The 20,056-nt window shown below is 59.9% G+C and carries 21 protein-coding genes; 15 read left to right on the forward strand and 6 right to left on the reverse strand.

Annotated elements, in window-relative coordinates; genetic code table 11:
- Positions 1–18 precede the first annotated feature (18 nt).
- The 5 genes from Q7V03_RS07220 to Q7V03_RS07240 all read left to right on the forward strand — a co-directional run bounded on the left by Q7V03_RS07220 (position 19) and on the right by Q7V03_RS07240 (position 5,824).
- Positions 19–864, forward strand: coding sequence for a flagellar motor protein MotB (locus tag Q7V03_RS07220; protein WP_304924929.1), 846 nt, complete (start codon positions 19–21; stop codon positions 862–864).
- 92 nt (positions 865–956) lie between these two features.
- Positions 957–2,261 carry a flagellar hook protein FlgE gene (locus Q7V03_RS07225; RefSeq protein ID WP_304924930.1) on the forward strand — a complete coding sequence of 435 codons (1,305 nt, stop codon included), beginning with the start codon at positions 957–959 and terminating at the stop codon, positions 2,259–2,261.
- A gap of 9 nt (positions 2,262–2,270) precedes the next feature.
- On the forward strand, positions 2,271–3,728 hold the full coding sequence (gene flgK / locus Q7V03_RS07230; RefSeq protein ID WP_304924931.1) for a flagellar hook-associated protein FlgK: 1,458 nt from the start codon (positions 2,271–2,273) through the stop codon (positions 3,726–3,728).
- 3 nt (positions 3,729–3,731) lie between these two features.
- On the forward strand, positions 3,732–4,736 hold the full coding sequence (locus tag Q7V03_RS07235) for a flagellin (protein WP_304924932.1): 1,005 nt from the start codon (positions 3,732–3,734) through the stop codon (positions 4,734–4,736).
- 20 nt (positions 4,737–4,756) lie between these two features.
- Positions 4,757–5,824 (forward strand): flagellar basal body P-ring protein FlgI, encoded by a 1,068-nt coding sequence (locus Q7V03_RS07240; protein ID WP_304924983.1) that lies wholly within the window; start codon positions 4,757–4,759, stop codon positions 5,822–5,824.
- Positions 5,825–5,860: 36 nt separating this feature from the next.
- On the opposite strand, the gene fliP is transcribed toward Q7V03_RS07240, so the two are convergent.
- From fliP to fliF, 4 genes are read right to left on the reverse strand one after another with little or no spacing between them, the layout of a single operon-like run.
- Complete coding sequence (fliP, locus tag Q7V03_RS07245) at positions 5,861–6,583, reverse strand: flagellar type III secretion system pore protein FliP (protein ID WP_304924984.1); 723 nt, start codon at positions 6,581–6,583, stop codon at positions 5,861–5,863.
- Entirely contained in the window at positions 6,583–6,852 is a 270-nt protein-coding gene (locus tag Q7V03_RS07250; RefSeq protein WP_304924933.1) for a FliM/FliN family flagellar motor switch protein, read from the reverse strand. Before Q7V03_RS07250 ends, fliP begins: the two co-directional genes overlap by 1 nt.
- Positions 6,845–7,441, reverse strand: coding sequence for a flagellar biosynthesis protein (locus Q7V03_RS07255; protein WP_304924934.1), 597 nt, complete (start codon positions 7,439–7,441; stop codon positions 6,845–6,847). Before Q7V03_RS07255 ends, Q7V03_RS07250 begins: the two co-directional genes overlap by 8 nt.
- Positions 7,441–9,036, reverse strand: coding sequence for a flagellar basal-body MS-ring/collar protein FliF (gene fliF, locus Q7V03_RS07260; RefSeq protein WP_304924935.1), 1,596 nt, complete (start codon positions 9,034–9,036; stop codon positions 7,441–7,443). The genes Q7V03_RS07255 and fliF overlap by 1 nt, the downstream gene beginning before the upstream one ends.
- 115 nt (positions 9,037–9,151) lie before the next feature.
- On the opposite strand from fliF, the gene fliL reads away from it, so the two are divergent.
- The 10 genes from fliL to Q7V03_RS07310 all read left to right on the forward strand — a co-directional run bounded on the left by fliL (position 9,152) and on the right by Q7V03_RS07310 (position 18,800).
- Positions 9,152–9,634: a flagellar basal body-associated protein FliL gene (gene fliL, locus Q7V03_RS07265; RefSeq protein ID WP_304924936.1), complete on the forward strand. Its 483-nt coding sequence runs from the start codon at positions 9,152–9,154 to the stop codon at positions 9,632–9,634.
- Between the two features lie 11 nt (positions 9,635–9,645).
- Complete coding sequence (locus tag Q7V03_RS07270) at positions 9,646–10,038, forward strand: DUF6468 domain-containing protein (protein ID WP_304924937.1); 393 nt, start codon at positions 9,646–9,648, stop codon at positions 10,036–10,038.
- Positions 10,035–10,604: a MotE family protein gene (locus Q7V03_RS07275; protein ID WP_304924938.1), complete on the forward strand. Its 570-nt coding sequence runs from the start codon at positions 10,035–10,037 to the stop codon at positions 10,602–10,604. The genes Q7V03_RS07270 and Q7V03_RS07275 overlap by 4 nt, the downstream gene beginning before the upstream one ends.
- A 61-nt stretch (positions 10,605–10,665) precedes the next feature.
- Positions 10,666–11,535, forward strand: coding sequence for a flagellar motor stator protein MotA (gene motA, locus Q7V03_RS07280; RefSeq protein ID WP_304924939.1), 870 nt, complete (start codon positions 10,666–10,668; stop codon positions 11,533–11,535).
- Positions 11,532–13,706: a hypothetical protein gene (locus Q7V03_RS07285; RefSeq protein ID WP_304924940.1), complete on the forward strand. Its 2,175-nt coding sequence runs from the start codon at positions 11,532–11,534 to the stop codon at positions 13,704–13,706. Before motA ends, Q7V03_RS07285 begins: the two co-directional genes overlap by 4 nt.
- A 98-nt stretch (positions 13,707–13,804) precedes the next feature.
- A complete protein-coding gene (locus Q7V03_RS07290) occupies positions 13,805–14,518 on the forward strand; it encodes a lytic transglycosylase domain-containing protein (protein WP_304924941.1) in 714 nt (237 codons plus the stop codon).
- 1 nt (position 14,519) lies between these two features.
- The gene (gene flhA, locus Q7V03_RS07295; RefSeq protein WP_304924942.1) at positions 14,520–16,598 is read left to right on the forward strand and encodes a flagellar biosynthesis protein FlhA; all 2,079 of its coding nucleotides are present in this window, start codon (positions 14,520–14,522) and stop codon (positions 16,596–16,598) included.
- A complete protein-coding gene (locus Q7V03_RS07300; RefSeq protein ID WP_304924943.1) occupies positions 16,595–17,371 on the forward strand; it encodes a flagellar biosynthetic protein FliR in 777 nt (258 codons plus the stop codon). Before flhA ends, Q7V03_RS07300 begins: the two co-directional genes overlap by 4 nt.
- A complete protein-coding gene (flhB, locus tag Q7V03_RS07305) occupies positions 17,368–18,447 on the forward strand; it encodes a flagellar type III secretion system protein FlhB (RefSeq protein ID WP_304924944.1) in 1,080 nt (359 codons plus the stop codon). The genes Q7V03_RS07300 and flhB overlap by 4 nt, the downstream gene beginning before the upstream one ends.
- Positions 18,444–18,800 (forward strand): hypothetical protein, encoded by a 357-nt coding sequence (locus Q7V03_RS07310; RefSeq protein WP_304924945.1) that lies wholly within the window; start codon positions 18,444–18,446, stop codon positions 18,798–18,800. The genes flhB and Q7V03_RS07310 overlap by 4 nt, the downstream gene beginning before the upstream one ends.
- Here Q7V03_RS07310 and Q7V03_RS07315 read toward each other — a convergent pair.
- A complete protein-coding gene (locus Q7V03_RS07315) occupies positions 18,797–19,291 on the reverse strand; it encodes a flagellar basal body-associated FliL family protein (RefSeq protein ID WP_304924946.1) in 495 nt (164 codons plus the stop codon). The genes Q7V03_RS07310 and Q7V03_RS07315 overlap by 4 nt on opposite strands.
- Positions 19,292–19,336: 45 nt before the next feature.
- Positions 19,337–20,056: a flagellar basal body L-ring protein FlgH gene (flgH, locus tag Q7V03_RS07320; RefSeq protein ID WP_304924947.1), complete on the reverse strand. Its 720-nt coding sequence runs from the start codon at positions 20,054–20,056 to the stop codon at positions 19,337–19,339.

Genomic DNA, 20,056 nt, shown 5'->3' on the forward strand with positions numbered 1-20,056 from the left:
GTGAAACATGGGTGTGTGATGGCCGGGCAATCAAATGCCGCGCCAGTCATCATCAAGCGGAAGAAGATTATCAAAGCCAGCGGTCACCACGGTGGGGCGTGGAAAGTGGCCTATGCTGACTTTGTGACGGCCATGATGGCCTTCTTCATGCTGATGTGGCTGCTAAACGCGACAACGGAAAAACAACGTAAAGGAATTGCGGATTATTTCAGTCCGACGATCGCGATCAGCCGGGTTTCCGGTGGTGGCGATAGCATGTTCGGCGGCGATTCGACGTTTTCCGAGGAGGCGCTTGCTCAGAATGGCGCCGGGGCCAGCCTTGCGCAGCCGACCGAAAGCAACGAGGCGCGCGGCGAATCTGGTTCGGCCGAGAAGGATGCAGAGGCGGCGGCAGAGCAGGGCCGGATGGCACAGATCGCGCAGACCCTGATGGCGCAGGGCGGCGAAAGCATGACTATGCAGCGGATGCTGCGGCATGTGGTGACTAAGGTCACAGATGAGGGCTTAGTGGTTGAAATATTTGATCTTCCGGATGCACCGTTGTTCGTGGATGACACGGCAGAACCCACGGGGGAGACTCGCAAGATCGCCGGATTAATCGCCGAAGTACTGGGGTTGGCAGAAAACAAAATCGCAGTGAACGGCCATCTGCGCACCTTGCCGATCACCTTGAAAGACAACCCCGCTTGGGATCTTTCAACCGCACGCGCGCAGGCGATGCGGGCCTTGCTGGAAAGCGACGGCATTGCCAGCGCCCGGATGGCGCGGATAAGTGGCCATGCGGACCGCAAGCCCGCCACGCAAGACCCAACAGCGATCCGCAACAACCGTTTGGAGATTATTCTGCTGCGCAAGGACCGATGAGATGCGTAAAATTTGAACTGTTAGGGCGATCTTAAGGCGCATCAGGCAGGTTCGATCTGACAAAAGGTCGAGGCTGCAGAAAGGCGCTTTCCATGACGATTTCCTCATCCATGAACGCGGGGGTGGCGGGGCTGAACGCCAATGCCAACCGACTTGCGACGATTGCCGACAACATCGCGAATTCGTCGACCTATGGCTACAAACGAGCCGAAACGGATTTTCATTCGGTTGTGCTGAATGGCAGTGCGCAGTCCAGCTATTCGGCGGGCGGAGTGCGGGCCTCGAATATGCGGTTGATTGATGAACGCGGGCCGCTGATTTCGACTGCCAATGCCACCGATCTGGCGATTGATGGTCGGGGTTTTCTGCCGGTGACGGATGCAGGATCTCTGGACAGCACCGACAGCACCTATCCGATTTCACTGGTGACAACTGGCTCGTTTCGCCCCGATGCCGATGGGGTGTTGCGTACCGAAACCGGGTTGGTGCTGATGGGTTGGCCAGCAAACCCGGATGGCAGCCTGAACACCTTTCCGCGCGATACAATGGCGGCACTGGAACCCGTGAGGATCAACGCCAACCAATACATCGGCAACCCTACGTCAGAGATGACACTGGGCGTGAATCTGCCCGCCTCCGCCAGCATTGCCGGCGCATCGGGCGATCCGCATGATCTGACCGTGGAGTACTTCGGCAATCTTGGTACCTCGGAATCGCTGGATTTCAGCTTTACCCCGACGGTGCCCACCACCGGAGCCTCGAACACTTGGACGATGACGGTGCGCGACAGCGCTTCGGGTGGGACTGTGATTGGCGAGTATACGCTGACCTTTGATCCGTCACAGGCGGCGGGCGGTACGTTGGCTTCGGTGACGGCGGTGTCGGGCGGGGCCTACGACGCGGCAAATGGCACAATTCCGCTTGCGGTGGCGGGCGGTACCATTGCCTTGAACGTGGGTGAGTTGGGCCAACCGAACGGGATGACACAGCTGTCCAGCAGCTTCGCCCCGGTCTCGATCAGCAAAAACGGCTCTCCGGTCGCCAGTTTAACCTCGGTTGAGATTGACGAGCAGGGCGATCTTTACGCGATTTATGATCAGGGCTTCACCCGGCGGATTTACCGGATTCCGGTCGTGGACGTGCCGAACCCGAATGGGCTGATGGCGATGAACAATCAGACCTATCAGATCTCAGCGGCCTCTGGCCCGTTCTATCTCTGGAACGCAGGCGATGGGCCAACGGGCACAGTGGTGGGCTTTTCTCGCGAGGAATCCTCAACCGATGTGGCGGCGGAACTGACGCAACTGATCCAAACCCAACGCGCCTATTCCTCCAACGCCAAGATCATTCAGACCGCCGATGAGATGCTGCAAGAAACCACCAATATCAAACGATAGGAGGCTTGAATGTCGATCACATCCGGCCTTTCCTCGGCGCTTTCCGGACTGAACGCGGCAGCACGCGCGGCAGAAGTCGTCTCGTCGAACATCGCCAATGCGATGACAGAAGGCTACGGTCGGCGCGAATTGCAACTGAGCGCACGCACCATTGGCGGCTCGGGTCAGGGCGTCAGCGTGACCGGTGTGGTGCGGCGCGGCGATCCGATTTTGCTGGGTGATCGCCGTTTGGCACAGGCGGGTAGCGGTGGGCGCGACGCCACCGCAACATTCCTGAAGCGGCTCGAGTTGGTGCTTGGAACGGTTGACAACGCCAGCTCTTTGGGCAGCCGGATCAGCGATTTCGACACAGCGCTGCTGGAAGCCAGCTCTCGTCCGGAATCCGAGGTGCGGTTGTCAAAAGTGCTGGAATCGGCCAAAACTTTGGCCAGTCATTTAGCGGGGGCGGGCAGCGATATTCAACAGGCGCGCTCTGATGCCGATGATCAAATCGAAAGCCAAGTCACGCAGGTGAATACGGCTTTGGCCCGGATCGCCGATCTGAACGGTCAAATCCGGGCGACGTCTGGCTCTAGCCGCGACAATTCGGTGCTGATTGACCAGCGCCACCAGGCGATTGACAGCGTCGCCAAGATCATTCCTCTGCGCGAAGTGCCGCGCGAAAAGGGCGAAATCGCGCTGTTTACCACCGGCGGCGCGGTTGTGTTGGACGGGCTGCCTACGCAACTGAGCTTCACTCCGGTGGGCGTGGTGGTCGCGGCGATGACCCAAGCCAGCGGTGCGCTGTCGGGGTTGACGCTGAACGGTAAGGCGATCTCGACCACAGCCGAGGATGGCCCGATTTCCGGCGGCACTTTGGCCGCACAATTCGCCATTCGCGATGATCTGGCACCGCAAGCGCAGGCGAAACTCGATGCCAGCGCTCGCGATCTAATAGAGCGGTTTGCCGCCAGTGGGCTAGACAGCACGCGAGCCACGGGCATAGCGGGACTTTTCACCGATGGTGGTGCCGCTTTCAATGTTAGCAATGAGATCGGTCTCGCGCAGCGCCTGACCGTTAATGCCGCCGCAGATCCGGCACAGGGCGGCGCGCTTTGGCGGTTGCGCGATGGTCTGGGCGCCACCGCACCGGGCGCTGCGGGCAACAGTCAACTGCTGAAAGACCTGCAAACTGCGCTGACTACACCCCGCACCCCCGTCTCTGGCGGCTTCATGACTGGCGCGCGCAGCTTTGCCACCTTGGTGGCGGATATGGTCTCGGGTGTCGCCAGTGCGCGGGTCAGCGCAGAGAATGAGGCCAGCTATTCTGCGGCAAGGTTGGATACGCTCAGCACGATGGAATTAGAGCAAGGCGTTGATACTGATCAGGAAATGCAATCTCTGCTGGTGATTGAACAAGCCTATGCCGCCAACGCCAAGGTGATTTCCACCATCGGCGATATGATGCAGAAACTGCTGGAGATGTAAGCAATGAGCGCGATTTCCCTAGGCGATATGGCCAGATCTTTCATGCTGCGGCGGCATACCGTTGATCTAAAGCAAAACCTGCAACGGCTGACCAATGAGGCAGCGATGGGCAGGATCAGCGACACGACGGCACGGGTCTCGGGCGATCTTGGGCCGATTTCGGGGATCGACGTCTCGTTGGGCAGGTTGAAAGGCTATGGTATAGTGACTTCTGAAGCGGGGCTGTTTGCGGGGGCGATGCAAACAGCGCTTGGCACTGTCGATAATCTGGCTGGAAACCTGAGTAACTCTTTGATTTCGACATCAACGGGGGGGACAGCGGCGCTGATTGACGCTGCGGGCAAGGATGCCGAGCAGACCCTGCAAACGGCTTTGTCTGTGCTGAACACCCGTTTTGGGGATCGCAGCCTGTTTGCAGGACAGGCGACGACCGGGGCTGCTTCAGTAGATTCTGACACACTGCTTTCTGCCCTGACAGCCGCCGTTGCTGGCGCTTTCAGCGCGCAAGATGTCGAAACGGCGGTGAGCAACTGGTTTGCAAGCCCCACCGGTTATGACGCTGTCGCCTACCAAGGTGGCGATGCACTGGCCGGATTGACGATTGCGTCAGGTGAGGAAGTCCGCATCGACGTCACCGCCAAAGATCCCGCATTGCGCGACACTATTAAGGGTCTGGCACTGGCAGCTTTGCTTAATCGTGGCGTTTTGGTTGGGCAAAGCACGGGGCGGCAGGACCTAGCCCGCCGTGCAGCGCTCAGCCTGTTGGAGAACAAAACCGACCGTACCAATGTGGCGGCGCGGCTTGGTTTGGTTGAAGCGCGTATCGACGCAGCAGCGATCCGCAATTCCAATGAAACCTCGGCTTTGCAGATCGCGCGCAACAACATCACCGAAGCCGATCCTTATGAAACGGCCATAAATCTGGATGAAACTCAGGCGCAGTTGGAAAAGATCTACGCCCTCACCGCGCGACTTTCGCGCCTCAGCCTGCTGGATTACTTAAGATGAGAAAGCTTCTCTGCGCCGTCATGGTCAGCCTGCTGTCAAGTGCGGCTTGGTCTGGCCCGATCCGCATTAAGGATCTGGTGGAATTTGACGGCGTACGCTCCAACGATCTGGTCGGCTATGGGCTGGTCGTGGGCCTGAATGGCACAGGGGATGGTTTGCGCAATGCGCCCTTCACTGAAGAGATTATGTCAAATCTGCTGGAACGGTTGGGCGTCAATGTCACGGGCGAGCAGTATCAACCCAAGAACGTCGCAGCTGTGTTCGTGACTGCAGCTTTACCGCCGTTTGCGCGGGCGGGCGGGCAGATTGATGTCACGGTTTCTGCGATCGGTGATGCGAAAAGTCTGCTCGGCGGCACGCTGATCATGACGCCGCTGAACGGCGCGGATGGTCAGATCTATGCGGTGGCGCAGGGTGCGATCATTGCGGGCGGGATCTCGGCGGATGGCCAAGCGGCGAAAGTGGTGCAGGGTGTGCCAACTGCCGGAATGATCCCCTCTGGTGGCCGGGTCGAACGTGAGGTGGAGTTTGACTTCACCCAGCTGGAGTCGATGCGGCTGGCGCTGCGCGAACCTGATTTCACAACAGCCGAGCGCATTGAATCCGCGATCAACGCCAAAATGGGCAGAGGCTCGGCCGAGATGTTGGATGCGGGCACGGTGCTGTTGCAAACCAACGGGCGCTCGCCTGCGCATCTGGTAAGCCGGGTGGAGAATATTCTGGTAGAGCCTGAAACGAAAGCGCGGGTTGTCGTCGATCAACGCTCGGGCACCATCGTGATGGGCGAAGACGTGCGGATCAGCCGGGTCGCGGTGGCGCAGGGTAACCTCACGCTGCGGATTGATGAAACCCCAATGGTGTCGCAGCCGAACCCCTTTGCGGAAGGCAAAACCATCGTACTGCCGCGCACATCTGTCGATATCCAAAACGCACCCGGCACAGGGTTAGCCGAGGTTTCCGGCGGAACCAATCTGTCCGAGGTGGTGGCAGGGTTGAACGCGCTGGGGGTAGCGCCGCATGACATGATCGACATTCTGAAAAGCATCAATGCGGCCGGGGCGCTCCACGCCGAGTTCGTGGTCAACTGAAACGGCAGATTGCCGCCTTTTTCGGTTCACATCCGGTCAAAAATAACTTCGCACCAAAGCGCTGGACACAAGGCTCCAGCCATCCGCGACGACGAAGAACGCCAGCTTGAAGGGCAGCGACACCACCGCAGGCGGTACCATCATCATGCCCATAGACATCAGCACTGCGGCGACAACAAGATCGATGATCAGGAACGGCAGGAAGATCAGAAAACCGATCTCAAAGGCGCGCTGAGTTTCCGACAGGATGAACGAGGGCACCAGCAGCGACAGCGGCGCGTCCACCGGCAAAACCTGCGCCATATTGGGCCGCAGATTTTGCAGCGCGGCAAAGGTATCGCCATCCAACCGATGCGCCATAAAGCCGCGAAACGGGGCAAGAATGAGCGGAATCGCCTGCTGGATGTCGATGCTGCCCGCATTCAACGGCTCGATCCCTTTCACCCAGGCCTCAGTGAACACCGGATCCATCACGAACCACGTTAGAAACAGCGCAAGGCTGACGATCAGCATATTCGGCGGCGCTTGTTGCAGCCCAATGGCTTGGCGCAGGATCGACAACACGGTGACAATGAAGGGAAAGCAGGTGATCATCACCGCCAGACCCGGCACGAGGCTTAGCACCGTCATCACCACCAGCAACTGCACCGACCGGGTGGAGAGCGAACTGCTATCGCCAAAATCAATCGACAATCCCTGCGCCAGCGCCGGGGCCGCGCACATCAGCACGATCGCCAGCGCCAGACCTGCGCGTTGCATCATAGCCCGCCCCGCAGGTTCACCACTTCGGTTAGCCGCACCGCGAGTTGGCCGGAACTGTCGCCCTCCAACTCTTGCAGCTCACCGCGGGCGATCAGCCGATCGCCGACGTAAAGCTCGACCGGATCATCCACGCGTCGATCCAGCGCCAGCACCGCGTCGCGTGACAGCCGCAGCAAATCGCGCACCAGCGGGCGAGCCTTTCCAACCGAGATGGTGACCTCAATCGGCACTTGGCCAAACGGATTGCCATCTGACAGTTCATCCATATTTTTTCTCCTGCTCTGGAATGTCAAAGAAACTGCGCACGGCGGCGGTGATTTCAGCGGTTGCGCGATCAAGATTGATCTGCGTTTCGGTACCGCCAAATTTCAAATATACTTGCCCCTCGCTGAGACTGGGTTCTTCCGTCACGATCAGCGGCAGGCCGGTGGCTTGCTCCAGCAATGCCTCGACCGCTACGCGCGCGGTCGGGTTCAGAACCATTGTGATTGGCGTATCCACCAGCTTTTCAGCCATCGGCATCAATGCCTCCAGCACCACTTGCGATAGCGTTTCGCGGGCAAGCGCCGGCAAAAGCTGCCCGACCATCTCGCTCATCAAGGGTTGAAGGGCGAGCAAGACGTGCTGGCGAGCCTCGTGAAAGGTGAAGGACAACCCTTGCAAATTACGCGCCAGATCGGCCTGCACGCGGGTCTGGTCGCTGGATTGCGCGGCAGCCGCATCCTCCCATCCTGCGCTATAGCCGGACTCGTAGGCGGCAAGCTTGGTTTCCTCTAGATGCATAGCGTCGAGCACAACCGTCTTGCCGCCATTTGCGGTTTGCTCTGTCTCGAACATTTCTAATCGCAACGCCATCAGCGCACCTCCTCCTCAACTTCCATCCAGCCGCGCAGAATTTCGACGGATTCGGATTGGCGCTCTTCAATCAACTGACGCAGACGGCTCATCGGGTCTTTCGCCACATCCGATCCCGGCACACCAGAGACGACAGACAGCGGCGGCAGATCGGTGCCATCGTCGATCTCGCCTGTCAGCACACGTTGGCCGTCAAAGTTGGCCACTCCGGGCAACGCCAGCGTCGGCATCGGGACGGGCAGAGCCTGCCTGCGGGTGGCAGAGGTCAGCACCGGGCGGATCACGAACAGCCCCAGGATCAGCGCCACCAAAGCCAGCACGGCGGTCTGGATCAGCGTCATCAGATTGATCTCGCCAAAGGAAAACATACTGGCCGCAGCCACATCGCCCAGCTGCGGCAAAGGCTCAAACGCCAGAGATTTCAACGTCAGAACATCGCCGCGCGTTGTATCAAGACCTGCGGCAGAGCTGACAAGTTCACGCAAAACCCCCAGTTCTTCCTCGGGGCGCGGCTGCAGGCTGACCGTGCCATCCGCCGCCGTCACCGGCACACCATCCACCAGAACCGCCACCGAAATCTTGCGCACCGCACCGGGTGCCTTCACCAACTGGCGATTGGTCTCGGACACCTCGTAATTCACCTTCTCGCGGGTTTCGGAGTTCTCACTTTTGCCATTGCCCCCCGCCGACGCTTGGTTGGCAGGCAGATTTGAGGCCACCGTCACATCGCCGCCGGGCTGCGTGTTAGATCCAGATTGCTGGGTGTTGTCGGTGGAAATCGCCACGCGGCTTTGCGGATCAAAACTACGCTCGGTGATCTGTTCGGCATCGGTGACCACGTCCACCGCCACCTCAACCACCGCCTTTCCCGGCCCGACCCGCGCCGACAGCAGGCGTTCGACATTCTGCTTGATCTCAGCCGCCTTGCTGTCAGCGGCGAGGCTAGGGGCGGTCTGATCAGCGTCCGAGGCGATCAATCCGGCGACAGAATCAATCACCGCAACCTCATCCGGCACCATCCCCGGCATCGAAGCCGCAATCAGATGCCGCAACGCTTTGGCCTGCACAGCGGGCAGGTTGCCGCCAACCGAGGTGATCGTCACGCTGGCACTGGGTTTTACATCGCGCTGAAACGGCTGCGATGGCGCTTGGGCAATATGCACCCGCGCTGTGCGAATTTGCGGATTTGACATAATCGTCCGCGAAAGTTCGCCCTCTTTCGCCCGCCAATAGGCCGCATCAAACATTTGCGCGGTGGTACCAAAGCCGGACAGCGAATCAAGCAATTCATATCCAGTGCCAGAATTCGCAGGCAGACCTTCCGCCGCCAAAGTCATGCGCAGCGCATCGCGTTGGCCCTCATCGACGTAAATCGCCTGACCGCGCACCTCGTAGGTCACCCCCTTTTGATCCAGCGCGATGATTACATCGCCAGCCGCCGAACTATCCAACCCAGCATAAAGCAAAGACATTCCCGGCGTCCCTGCTATCCGCGACATCATCATAACGGCCAAGAACATCGCCAAGGTCGCGCCCAAAACAACAAGACGTTTGCGGCCATCAAGGTTCTGCCAAATTTGCAACAGGTTCTGCACGGTCGCTCTCCGGTGGGGGTTCTGCCCGATGAAACCAGCTTTGACGGATTGGCCTTAACAATCGGTTAGTGAGCTTGGGTCTATGTTTGGTCTGCAAGCAAAGACGGAGGGCCAAGTGGCCGAAGCTGAACAGCCGCAGGATGCGGCACCGAAAAAAAAGTCGAAAAAGCCTTTGCTGATCGGGCTTACGCTGGCTTTTCTGCTGGGTGGGGCAGGATTTTACGCCACTTGGTCAGGCTTAATTCTAGCTGGGGGAGCGGGATATGCAGAAGGTGCCGCTGAACCCAACCCCTTGCCCGATATCAGTTTTGTTCCGGTTGAATCGGTGATCGTCTCGATCGGCCCCGGCGAAGATGGCAGGCATCTGCGCTTCACCTCGCAGTTAGAGGTCGCAGGCAGTCATGCGGCAGAGGTCACCACCCTGCTGCCGCGTATCATCGATGTGATGAACGGCTACTTACGAGCCATTGATCCGGCCGAATTTGACGATTCTGCTGCACTGGTGCGGATGCGCGCACAATTGTTGCGCCGGATTCAGATTGTCACCGGCGATGGTCGGGTGCGCGATCTTCTTATCACCGAATTTGTGCTAAACTGAAGGAAAACCAAATGGTGCTGATCGCGGATATTTTGATGGCGGCGGGCTCTTTCGGGGCGGCGATTTATTGCTATGTACTGTCGGGCAGGTTGAAGACATTCACTACGCTGGAAACTGGCATGGGCGGCGCGATTGCGGTGCTGTCAGCGCAGGTCGATGACATGACACGCGCGCTGGAACAGGCGCGCTCGGCGGCGCATGGCTCGGCGGATGGGCTGAAAGCTCTCACCAATCGTGCCGAATCTGTGGCCGGGAGATTGGAATTGCTGGTCGCATCTCTGCATGGTCTGCCTGATCCTGCGGCCCCCTCCGCCAATGTTGAGGCTGAACCAGCCGAGGCCGCCCGGAATCTGCGCTTCGTGCGCAGGCGGGTGGCGCGAACGGATATGGAGGTGGCGGAATGACAAAGCCCCGCCCGCGCAGTGGTCGCGGCACTTTGGTGATTCTGACGCTGTTTCTCGCAGCCTCTGGTGCCTTGCGCGTAGGGTCTGGCGTGGGCTCGGCGCTGGCAAACTCTGTGGCTGCAACAGATGTGCCTGCCACCGATCCACAATCCTGCCCCACAACGCCCCTCGCCTTGGCCGAAGCGTTGAGCGCGCGCGAAGCTCAGGTCACCGCGCGCGAAACCGCCTTAGCGGATCGGATGGCGGCGCTGGCACTGGCCGAGGCCGCGATCAAGGCCCGGATGGATGAAATGACTGCCGCCGAGACAAGCCTGAAGAAAACCTTGCAGATTGCCGATGGTGCCGCAGAGGCCGATCTGACCCGATTGACCGCCGTATATGAGGCTATGAAGCCCGCTGATGCCGCCAAACTGTTTGGCGAAATGGCACCAGAATTTGCTGCAGGCTTCCTCGGTCGGATGACCCCGGGTGCGGCGGCGGCGGTGATGTCTGGGATGGCTCCGGCAAAAGTCTATGCAATTTCCGTGTTGATTGCCGGGCGCAATGCGATGGCGCCGAAGAACTAGAGTCAGGGTTTCTTAACCCGGCTCTGCCATGCTGCGCGTAGGAAATTGGGTAGGGTCAGCGATGTTCGGCATTATTGGTATCGTCGTCATCCTCGTGATGGTGTTTGGCGGCTTTGTCATCCACGGCGGCCACCTTGCCCCGATTATGGAGGCGCTGCCGTTTGAGATGATCATGATCGGCGGGGCGGCGCTGGGATCTTTTCTGGTGTCAAACGATCTCGCGGCGGTCAAGAAAACCGCGAAAGATGTCGGCAAAGTTTTCAAAGGGCCAAAATGGAAACCCAATGATTTCCGTGACTTGCTGTGCCTGTTGTTCGAGTTGATCCGCATCGCCCGCGCCAATCCGGTGGGGTTGGAGGAGCATATCGAAAACCCGCAGGAATCGACCATTTTCGGCAAATATCTAAAAATCCAGAAAGATCACGAAACGGTGGATTTGATTGCCGATACCTTTCGCGCAGCTTCAATGAATTACGACGACCCGCATCAGGTTGAAGAAGTGCTCGACAAACGGGTTGAGGCCGCGTTGGCCCATGCCATGCACTCCAGCCACGCGCTGCAATCCATGGCCGACGCCCTACCCGCGCTTGGCATTGTGGCTGCGGTTCTGGGGGTGATCAAGACGATGGGGTCATTGGACCAGCCGCCTGAAATTCTGGGCGAAATGATCGGCTCTGCCTTGGTCGGCACTTTTCTGGGGGTGTTTCTGGCCTATGGCTTGATGGGCCCCTTCGCTGCACGGGTGAAAACGGTGACAGAGGATGACGGCCATTTCTATCAGCTTGTGCGAGAGGTGCTGGTGGCCAATCTGCATCGCCATGCCCCGAATATTTGCATCGAAGTCGGCCGCCAAAATACCCCGCATCACGTCCGCCCCAGCTTCGCAGCGGTTGAGGAATCTTTGCGGGCTTTGAAGCAGGGGGCCGCATGATCCGGCTGGTTTTCGCGATCTGGCTTGCCTTCACGACGATGGCCGCAGCCGCGCCCGTTCTGGTCAAATCCGGTGAGCACGACGGCTTTACCCGCTTGGTGCTGGAGTATGACGGCCCGGTGGATTGGCAGGTTGGCAGAACAGAAGACGGCTACGCGTTGCGGATCGCAAATAAGTCGCCCAGCTATGATCTGACAGAGACATTCAAAGTGATCGGGAAAAGCCGCCTCGCCGGGATTTCGACCGATCCCAACAGCGGGGCTCTGAACCTTGCCATCGCCTGCGCTTGCTACGCGATTCCGTTTGAATTTCGCCCCGGCATCATGGTGATTGATCTGCGCGATGGCAGGCCGCCCAAGGGCTCGTCGTTTGAGGAGCCGCTGGCGCAAACAGCACAACTCGAAGCTAACACCGAGCCTGTGCGCCCTGACATTACAACCGCTCGCTACGACTGGACGCTTCAGGCCTTGGCGCAGTTGCAAACCGGCCAGCCGAAAGCCACAAACGCGCGCCCGTTTACCGCCTTGCCCAACAGTGATCCAGCTTTGCAGCCGCTGCGCGATTCTTTGCTGCACCAGCTGAGCCGAGGCGCGGCTCAAGGCGTGGTCGACATGGCAGAATTGCATTCCGATCAGACGGTGCATCCCGCAGCAGCGGGAGAAGCTATCGGACCTGTCCGAGTCGGCTTGGGCGAATTGCCAAGTGTATCCATGTCAAATGGTCTGCCTGATCACGACAAGATCGGCGCGCAGGGCCAAGCTTGCGTCGAAGCTGACAGGCTGGATGTGGCAAGTTGGGGTGATGACAGCCCAGTGTTTGCGCAAATCGCCAAATCAAGTGAGGGCTTGATTGCCGAATTTGACAAAGCAGACCCCGCAGTGCTGCAACGCGCGGTCCAGTTCCATCTTTTCGTCGGTTTTGGCGCTGAGGCACAGCAGTTGATGCAGGCTTTCCCGATGGATCTGCCCGACAAGCCGCTGTGGCAAAGCATGGCACGGCTGGTGGATGGCCGTCCCGATCTAGGTTCTGCCTTCATAGGCCAAGAAGCTTGCGATAGCCCTGCGGCACTCTGGGCCATCCTCGCCCAGCCCAAGCTGGACGCGAGCCAACGTGCCAACACCAACGCTGCTTTTCTGGCCTTCTCCGCCCTGCCCATCGGCTTGCGCCGTGATCTGGGCCCGGTTTTGGCGGATCGCTTCATGGCAATCGGGGCCAATGACGCAGCAACCCGCGTGCGGGACGCGATCCTGCGGGCTCCGGGCGGGCCGGGACCGGATGCCGCACTTCTGACGGCCAGAATCGAGATGCGCCAAGGCGATGCTGCGGCAGCCGAGGTGACGTTGCAACAAATGGTCGCCGATCCCGGCCCCGGCACGGCGACGGCTTTGGTGGCATTGGTCGAGGCCCGCATTGCCCAAGACCTGCCGATTGCGCCCGATATGGTCGTGGCGCTTGAGGCTGTGGCGCAAGAACAAACCGGATCAGCCACAGCCCCGGCTGCCATCCGCGCGCTGTTGTTGGCAAAAGCCGCCTCGGGCGACATCGAGGCTGCCTTTGCTTTGTTGCCGGATGCGCCCGAAGCCGAGCCGAAACTTTGGCGCATCCTCTCGCTTTTGGGGACGGATGACGCTGTGCTGGCACATGCCGTCTTGGTTTCCTCTGCGCCAGAGCCAAAGCTGACACCGGAAACTGCGGCAAAGCTTGCCGGGCGATTGTTACATTTGGGCATGGCAGACAGCGCGCTGCAGTGGCTGCGCGACGAATCGCGGGTCGACCCGCTTCTATTGGCGACGATTCAGCTGCAACGGCACGATGGACGCGCAGCGTTGCGGGCGTTGACCGGCCAATACACGCCAGACGCGCTAAAATTGCGCGCACTGGCAATGCAGCAACTGGGTGACGAAGCGGCGGCCGCACAGATCTACGCACAGTCGGGGGATTCTGCGGCCGAACAGCGCGCGCTGAGCATTGCGGAAAATTGGGCGGACACGGGCGTCCGTGGCGCCGATCCGTGGAAGCATCTGGCCAATGAGCTAAGCCCCGCACCGAGTCCAGATGCCGGTGCGGCTGTCGACAAAGGGCCGCTTGCCGTTGGCAAACAACTGGTCGAACGCAGCGCAACCACGCGCGATGCCATAGACGCGTTATTGACGCAAGTCGCGGCCCCTTAATTCAAAATCAGCGCTTTTGGTTACGGTTTGTGAAGATTCTGTCCCTAACGTGGCCCTATCGCCGGCACAAAACGTGACGGATCATTCGGGTGAAACCCATGCCAAATCGGCCCCGTTCATCGCAACTTCGCGGCGGTCTCGCCATAGCAGTGCTGACGCTCTTGCTGTGCGGCTCTGCGCACAGCCGCTCTGATACCGATGTTTGTGATCTCGCCGCACAACATGCCGCCCAAAACAGCGACGTACCGCTAGAGCTGCTGATGGCGATCAGCCGGGTGGAAACCGGACGCCGTGCGGATGGGGAAATGCAGCCTTGGCCGTGGACGATCAACCAGGGCGGCCAAGGCCATTGGTTTGACAATGCCGATCAGGCGATCAGTTATGCAAATGATCTGCTGACGCAAGGTAAGGCAAATTTCGATGCGGGGTGTTTTCAGATCAACCTGCATTGGCATAGCAAGAATTTCGGCTCGCTTGAAGATATGTTTGACCCAGAAACCAACGCCGCCTATGCCGCAACGTTTCTGACCAGCTTGTTTCAATCCGAAGGTGGCTGGCCCGAAGCCGTTGCCGCCTATCATTCACGCAGCCCCGATCAGGCTCAGGCCTATTTGGCCAAGGTCGAGGCCGCCCTGAATGATTTGCGTGCAACGGGTGACGTCCCCCCCGCCGCAGAAGGTTTGATCGCTGCGGCAGCACCCGCGCCCCGCATAAACCGCTTTCCGTTGCTTCAGGCGGGTGCGCGCGGCTCTGCGGCCTCGCTGGTGCCGCTGACCGAAGGTGTCACGCCCCTGTTCGCGGCGCTGCCATAACATGCCAAAGTTCCAACTGACGGCCGCGTCATTTTACCAACCGACGATCTGGCTGGCGCTGGCGCTGATGGCCGTCATCATGATGATGGTGCTGCCGATGCCCGCTTGGGTGCTGGATCTGGGCCTCGCTTTGTCCTTTGCCTTGGCAATTCTGATGCTGACGGTAACCCTGTTCATCGAACGGCCGTTGGATTTCTCTGCCTTCCCGACCATTCTGCTGGCGTCATTGATGCTACGGCTATCGTTGAACATCTCCTCTACCAAGCTGATCATCGGTCAAGGTCACACCGGCACCGATGCTGCAGGCCATGTGATTCAGGGATTCGCCGAGTTCATCATGGGTGGCAACCTGTTGTTGGGCTTGGTGATTTTCTGCGTGTTGCTGATCGTCAACTTTGTGGTCATCACCAAAGGCGCAGGCCGGATGGCCGAGGTTGGCGCGCGGTTTGCGCTGGATGGCATGCCCGGCAAGCAGTTGGCAATTGATGCAGACATGGCCGCTGGTGCCATCGACCACGCCGAAGCGAAACGACGGCGCGAGATGGAACTGGCCGAGACGACGTTTTTCGGCTCGCTCGACGGCGCGTCGAAGTTTGTCAAAGGCGATGCGGTGGCGGGCCTGCTGATCACCGGGTTGAACATCGTGATGGGTCTGGTGATGGGCACCGTGATGCACGGGATGCCGATTGGTCAAGCCTTTGAGACATATGCCATTTTGACGGTGGGTGATGGCTTGGTCAGCCAAATCCCGGCGGTGATCATCTCGGTTGCAGCAGCATTTCTGCTGTCGCGCGGCGGGGCCAAGGGTGCCGCCGATGTGTCGTTCTTTGCCCAGCTTGGCCGCTATCCTGGCGCTTTGGGCACGGTTGCCGTATTGATGGCTTTGTTCGCTTTGGTGCCTGGCATGCCGTTTTTGCCGTTCATGAACGGTGCTGCCCTGATGGGGTGGGGCGCTTGGGCAATGTTTCGCAAAGCCCAACGTGCCGCCATTTTGCCCGTGCCAGAGATTGTGGCACCAAAGCGCAAATCCATCGGCGACGTGCTGGATTTCGATGAAATTCACATCGAATTTGCCCCAAATTTGGTGGGTATGGTGCTCGACCCCGCCACAGGCCTTGATGTGCGGATCTCCAATATGCGCACCCATGTCGCCTCAGCCTTTGGCCTGATCCTGCCCGAGATAAGGTTGACCGACGAGGCCAGCCTTGCGCCCGGCAGCTACCGGATTCGTCTGCAGGGGGTGGAACGCGTGCATGATCGCCTGATGCCCGATAGGGTCTTGGTTTTGCTTGCAGATGGGGTAATCGCCCCCCCAGGACAAGATGTACGGGAGCCGGTCTATGGTGCCCCCGCACGCTGGATCAGGCCGGACAATCAGGAAGAAGCCGCGCTTGCGGGCCTGACCGTCGTCTCGGCGGCAGAGGTGCTGGCCACGCATCTGCTGGAAGTGATCCGGGGCAATCTCGCGCGCCTGCTGTCTTTGCGCGGCTTGCGTCGGCTGCTGGATGAATTTGCGATGCTTTCTGATACAGCGCGCAGCGAGGCCAATCGTCGTCTGCTGGACGAATTGGTGCCTGACAAAGTTCCGGTTGATCTGTTGCTCACAGTGTTGCGGCTGCTGTTGGAAGAACGCGTGTCGATTCGCAATCTACCGCTGATCCTAGAGGCCATTGCCGAGTCGCGCAGCCTTGGCCTGCCAGAGGCGATTTGCGAGCATGTGCGGCAACGCTTAGGATTCCAGCTTGTGGCCGAGCTGAAGCGCGAAGATGGCACCATCCCACTGATCCAACTCGCCCCAGACTGGGAGAAAACCTTCACCTCGTATCAAATTGAGGGCGATCGCGGCCAGCGCGACGTGGCCCTGCCGCCCGATCAGTTCAGCCGTCTGGCCAATGCCATCGCCGAACGGCTGAACCGCGCTGCCGAGGCTGGTGTTTACCCCGCACTTGTCACGTCCACCCTGCGGCGGCGGTTTCTGCGCACGGTTTTGGCAGCAAAAGGCCTGTCTGCCGCAGTGCTTTCCTACGAGGAAATCGGCATGGAGGCGCGGCCCGCCATGGTCGGAATCGTGCCGCCATGAATGATTTGATCACACAGATGAACGCGCTGACCGGGATCGGCGCGAATTTTCTCTGGCTTGGGCTTCTGGTTTTCATGCGGGTCGGCTCTGCGATGTCCTTGCTGCCGGCCTTTGGCGAACAAGTCGTGCCGCAACGGGTGCGGCTGGTGCTGGCGCTGGCGTTTACGGCAGTGGTGGCCCCGGCCCTGCAAATTGCGCCAGATCCGGCTAAGGCTGGCGTCCTGCCCTTGCTGATCGAGGTGGTCATCGGCCTGATGCTGGGCGTGGGCTTGCGCCTGTTCATCCTAGCGCTGCAAACAGCGGGCGCGATAGCGGCGCAGGCGACCACTTTGTCTCAGATGTTCGGCGATGCCGGACCCGAGCCACAGCCTGCTATCGGCAACCTGCTCGTAATGGCAGGGCTCGCCATCGCGGTCGCGACCGGGCTGCATGTGCGGGCGGCCGAGCTGCTGATCCTGTCCTACCAGATCCTGCCTGCGGGCCAGCTGCCCGGTGCGGAAGATGCGGCGCATTGGGGGCTGTCGCAGATCAGCCATATGTTTTCGCTGGCTTTTTGTCTGGCCGCTCCCTTCACCATCGCCGCATTGCTGTACAATATCGCCTTGGGCATCATCAACCGCGCGATGCCCGCGCTGATGGTGTCGATGATCGGCGCGCCTGCCCTGACGGCGGGCGGTTTGGTGCTGATGGTGCTGTCGGTTCCCTTGGCATTGGCGCTCTGGGCGCAATCGCTGCATGGTTTTCTCGCTGCCCCGTTTCAGGCTTTGCCATGAGCGAAGACGATGATGACAAGTCGCACGAACCCTCTCAAAAACGGCTGGAAGACGCCCGCAAGCGCGGTGAAATCCCAAAATCTGCCGATCTGAGCACCGCCGCCGCCTATGCCGGGTTTGTCTTGGTCGGGCTGGTCAGTGGTGGCAGCCTGTTGCAGCACTTTGGCCAGATTGGTTTGGTTTTGCTGGATCAGCCCGACCGGCTGGCGCCCCTGCTGTTTGGCCGCGCCCCTGCCCCAGTCGCAGGCATGGCCGCAGGCTTTGTCACAGCCGCGCTGCCAGTGTTTGTGGTGCCGATGCTGGCGGTGGCGCTGGTGCTTTTCGCCCAGCGCGCCGTGCATTTTGCCCCAGAAAAGCTGGCCGTGAAATGGTCGCGCATCTCACCACTGGCCACGGCGCGGCAGAAATTTGGCCGTGACGGGCTGTTCGAATTTGGCAAAAGCTTTGCAAAACTGCTGACTGTCGCGCTGATTTTGGGCGTGCAGCTGTCCAACAATGCGGTGGATATTCTGGCCAGTCTGGCGTTACAGCCCGCGCAAAGCGTGGCGCTGATGCTAAGATTATTGCTGCATTTCATGGTCTTGGTGGTGATCACCACCACTGTGTTCGGCGGTGTTGATTACATGTGGCAGCGGATGCAACATCTGCGCCGCAATCGGATGTCGCGCAAAGACTTGATGGATGAGATGAAGGATTCCGAGGGCGACCCGCATGTCAGACAACAACGCCGCCAGCGTGGGCAAGAGATTGCCACCAACCGGATGCTGCAAAACGTGGCCAAAGCCGATGTCGTGGTGGTGAACCCGACGCATTACGCGGTGGCGCTGCAATGGAGCCGTAAGGGTCGCGCAGCACCCATTTGCGTCGCCAAAGGTGTCGATGAGGTCGCAGCCCGCATGCGTGCCCGCGCCGCCGAGGCGGGGGTGCCGCTGCAATCCGATCCGCCCACCGCGCGCGCGATCTATGCGACGGTCGAGATCGGCCAGCAGATCCGCCCAGAGCATTACCGCGCCGTCGCCGCTGCCATTCGCTTTGCCGAAGCCATGCGCAAACGCCGGAAAGTCTATGTGAAATGAGGCAGAAACAGCAACTCACCAAGCTGGGGCAGCTTGCAAACCTGCTATTGGACAGCCGTTTGGCAGTGTTACAGGCAGCCGCGCGGGCAAAGCTGGAAAGCGAGGCGCAACTGGCCGGGTTGATGGCGCCGCAACCCCTGGCCGAGCAGATTTCAGAGATCGCTGGCGCTCTGGCGGCGCTGAACTATCAACGTTGGGCCGATGCCCGGCGGGCTGAGTTGAACATGCTGCTTGCCCGCCAGACCGTCACCTGGATGGAAGCCCGCGACCATGCCCGCGAGGCATTCGGCAAAAAGCAAGCGCTTGGCGGACTTGCCACCAAGCTTGCTGCGTTCAAACCAAAGGAAGATTAGCTGTCCTGCCGCGCGATGTCGCTGATCAGCACATCCAAGACATTCGGCCCGATCACCGTCTGTGCAGCCTCTAGCAGAGCCTTGCGCAGCAACACCAGATTCGCGCCATCGGTAAACGAGCCATTGAAGCCGCCGGAATTGGCGTGATCAAACAGCACTTGCAGGAGGGCATCGCGTAGCTTGGGTTCGCGGGCGTAGATGGCTTCGGTAGTGCCCGCGCCAACCTCCAGCGTCAGCGCCAAGATCACCATCGAGACGACCCTGCCTTGCTCCACCACCGGGATCACGAACTGGTTGGTCAGTTTGACATATTCCGGGCCACCCTCAGCCGTCTCATCCTTGGGCCGCGCATCGGCATGTTCGGCTTTTCCAGCTTCCGCCGATGCGCCCTCGCCTTCGGCTGCACCAACATGCGCAGCATCCTGTAAAATCGGGGGGGGGCGGCGTGGGACGCAGGAAAATCCCCGCACCAACACCGATGCCAAGGCCAATCAGGCCCAGTAGAACAGGAATAAGTTTGCGGATCATGTTCTACCTCAGAACGGCAAAAGGACGTCGGCGACTTGCTGACCATAACGGGGCTGCTGCACATCGGTTATTTGCCCACGCCCGCCGTAAGAAATCTGCTCCCCGGCGATCTTGTCGTAAGTAATCTCGTTCTGGCGTGAGATATCCACCGGGCGCACATAGCCCGTCACCAGCAAAACCCGCATCTCAAAGTTCACTCGCACCTCTTGCTGGCCCTCAATCCGCAACACGCCATTGGGCAGTTGTTCAACCACAGTCGCGGCCACCCGTAGCGTTAGCTTTTCGTTGCGCTTGACCGATCCATCGCCCTTATAGCTCGACGAAGACGAGGTATTCACCGCATCGTCCAAACTGGCCCCATCCGGCAAATCGGGATTGACCGATTCCGGCACGCCAAACAGCGACGGTACAGCCATTTTCTCCGACCCGGCGCGGCTGCGGCCCGAGGCATTCTTGATCTCGGCGCTGTCATTGATCTCAATCACCACGGTCAGAATATCGCCGGTGCGCGCGGCACGGCGGTCGCCAAACAGCGAACCGCTGCCCGCCTGCCACAGCGACGACGCATCCGTCGGCCCGTTCTGCGGCGCGTTTTCCGGCAAGGGTGTCGAATACATCGCGTGGTGTTGGTAGCTGCCCTCCAATGGGGTGAAATCGGGCGCGCGGCCGACCTGCTCCAAGCGGCCACAGGCGGTCAATAGGATCAGGGACATAAGCATAAGGCGCAT

Origin of the sequence: Cypionkella sp., from assembly GCF_030652235.1 — a bacterium.
In the GTDB taxonomy this organism is placed as follows: Bacteria; Pseudomonadota; Alphaproteobacteria; order Rhodobacterales; family Rhodobacteraceae; genus Cypionkella.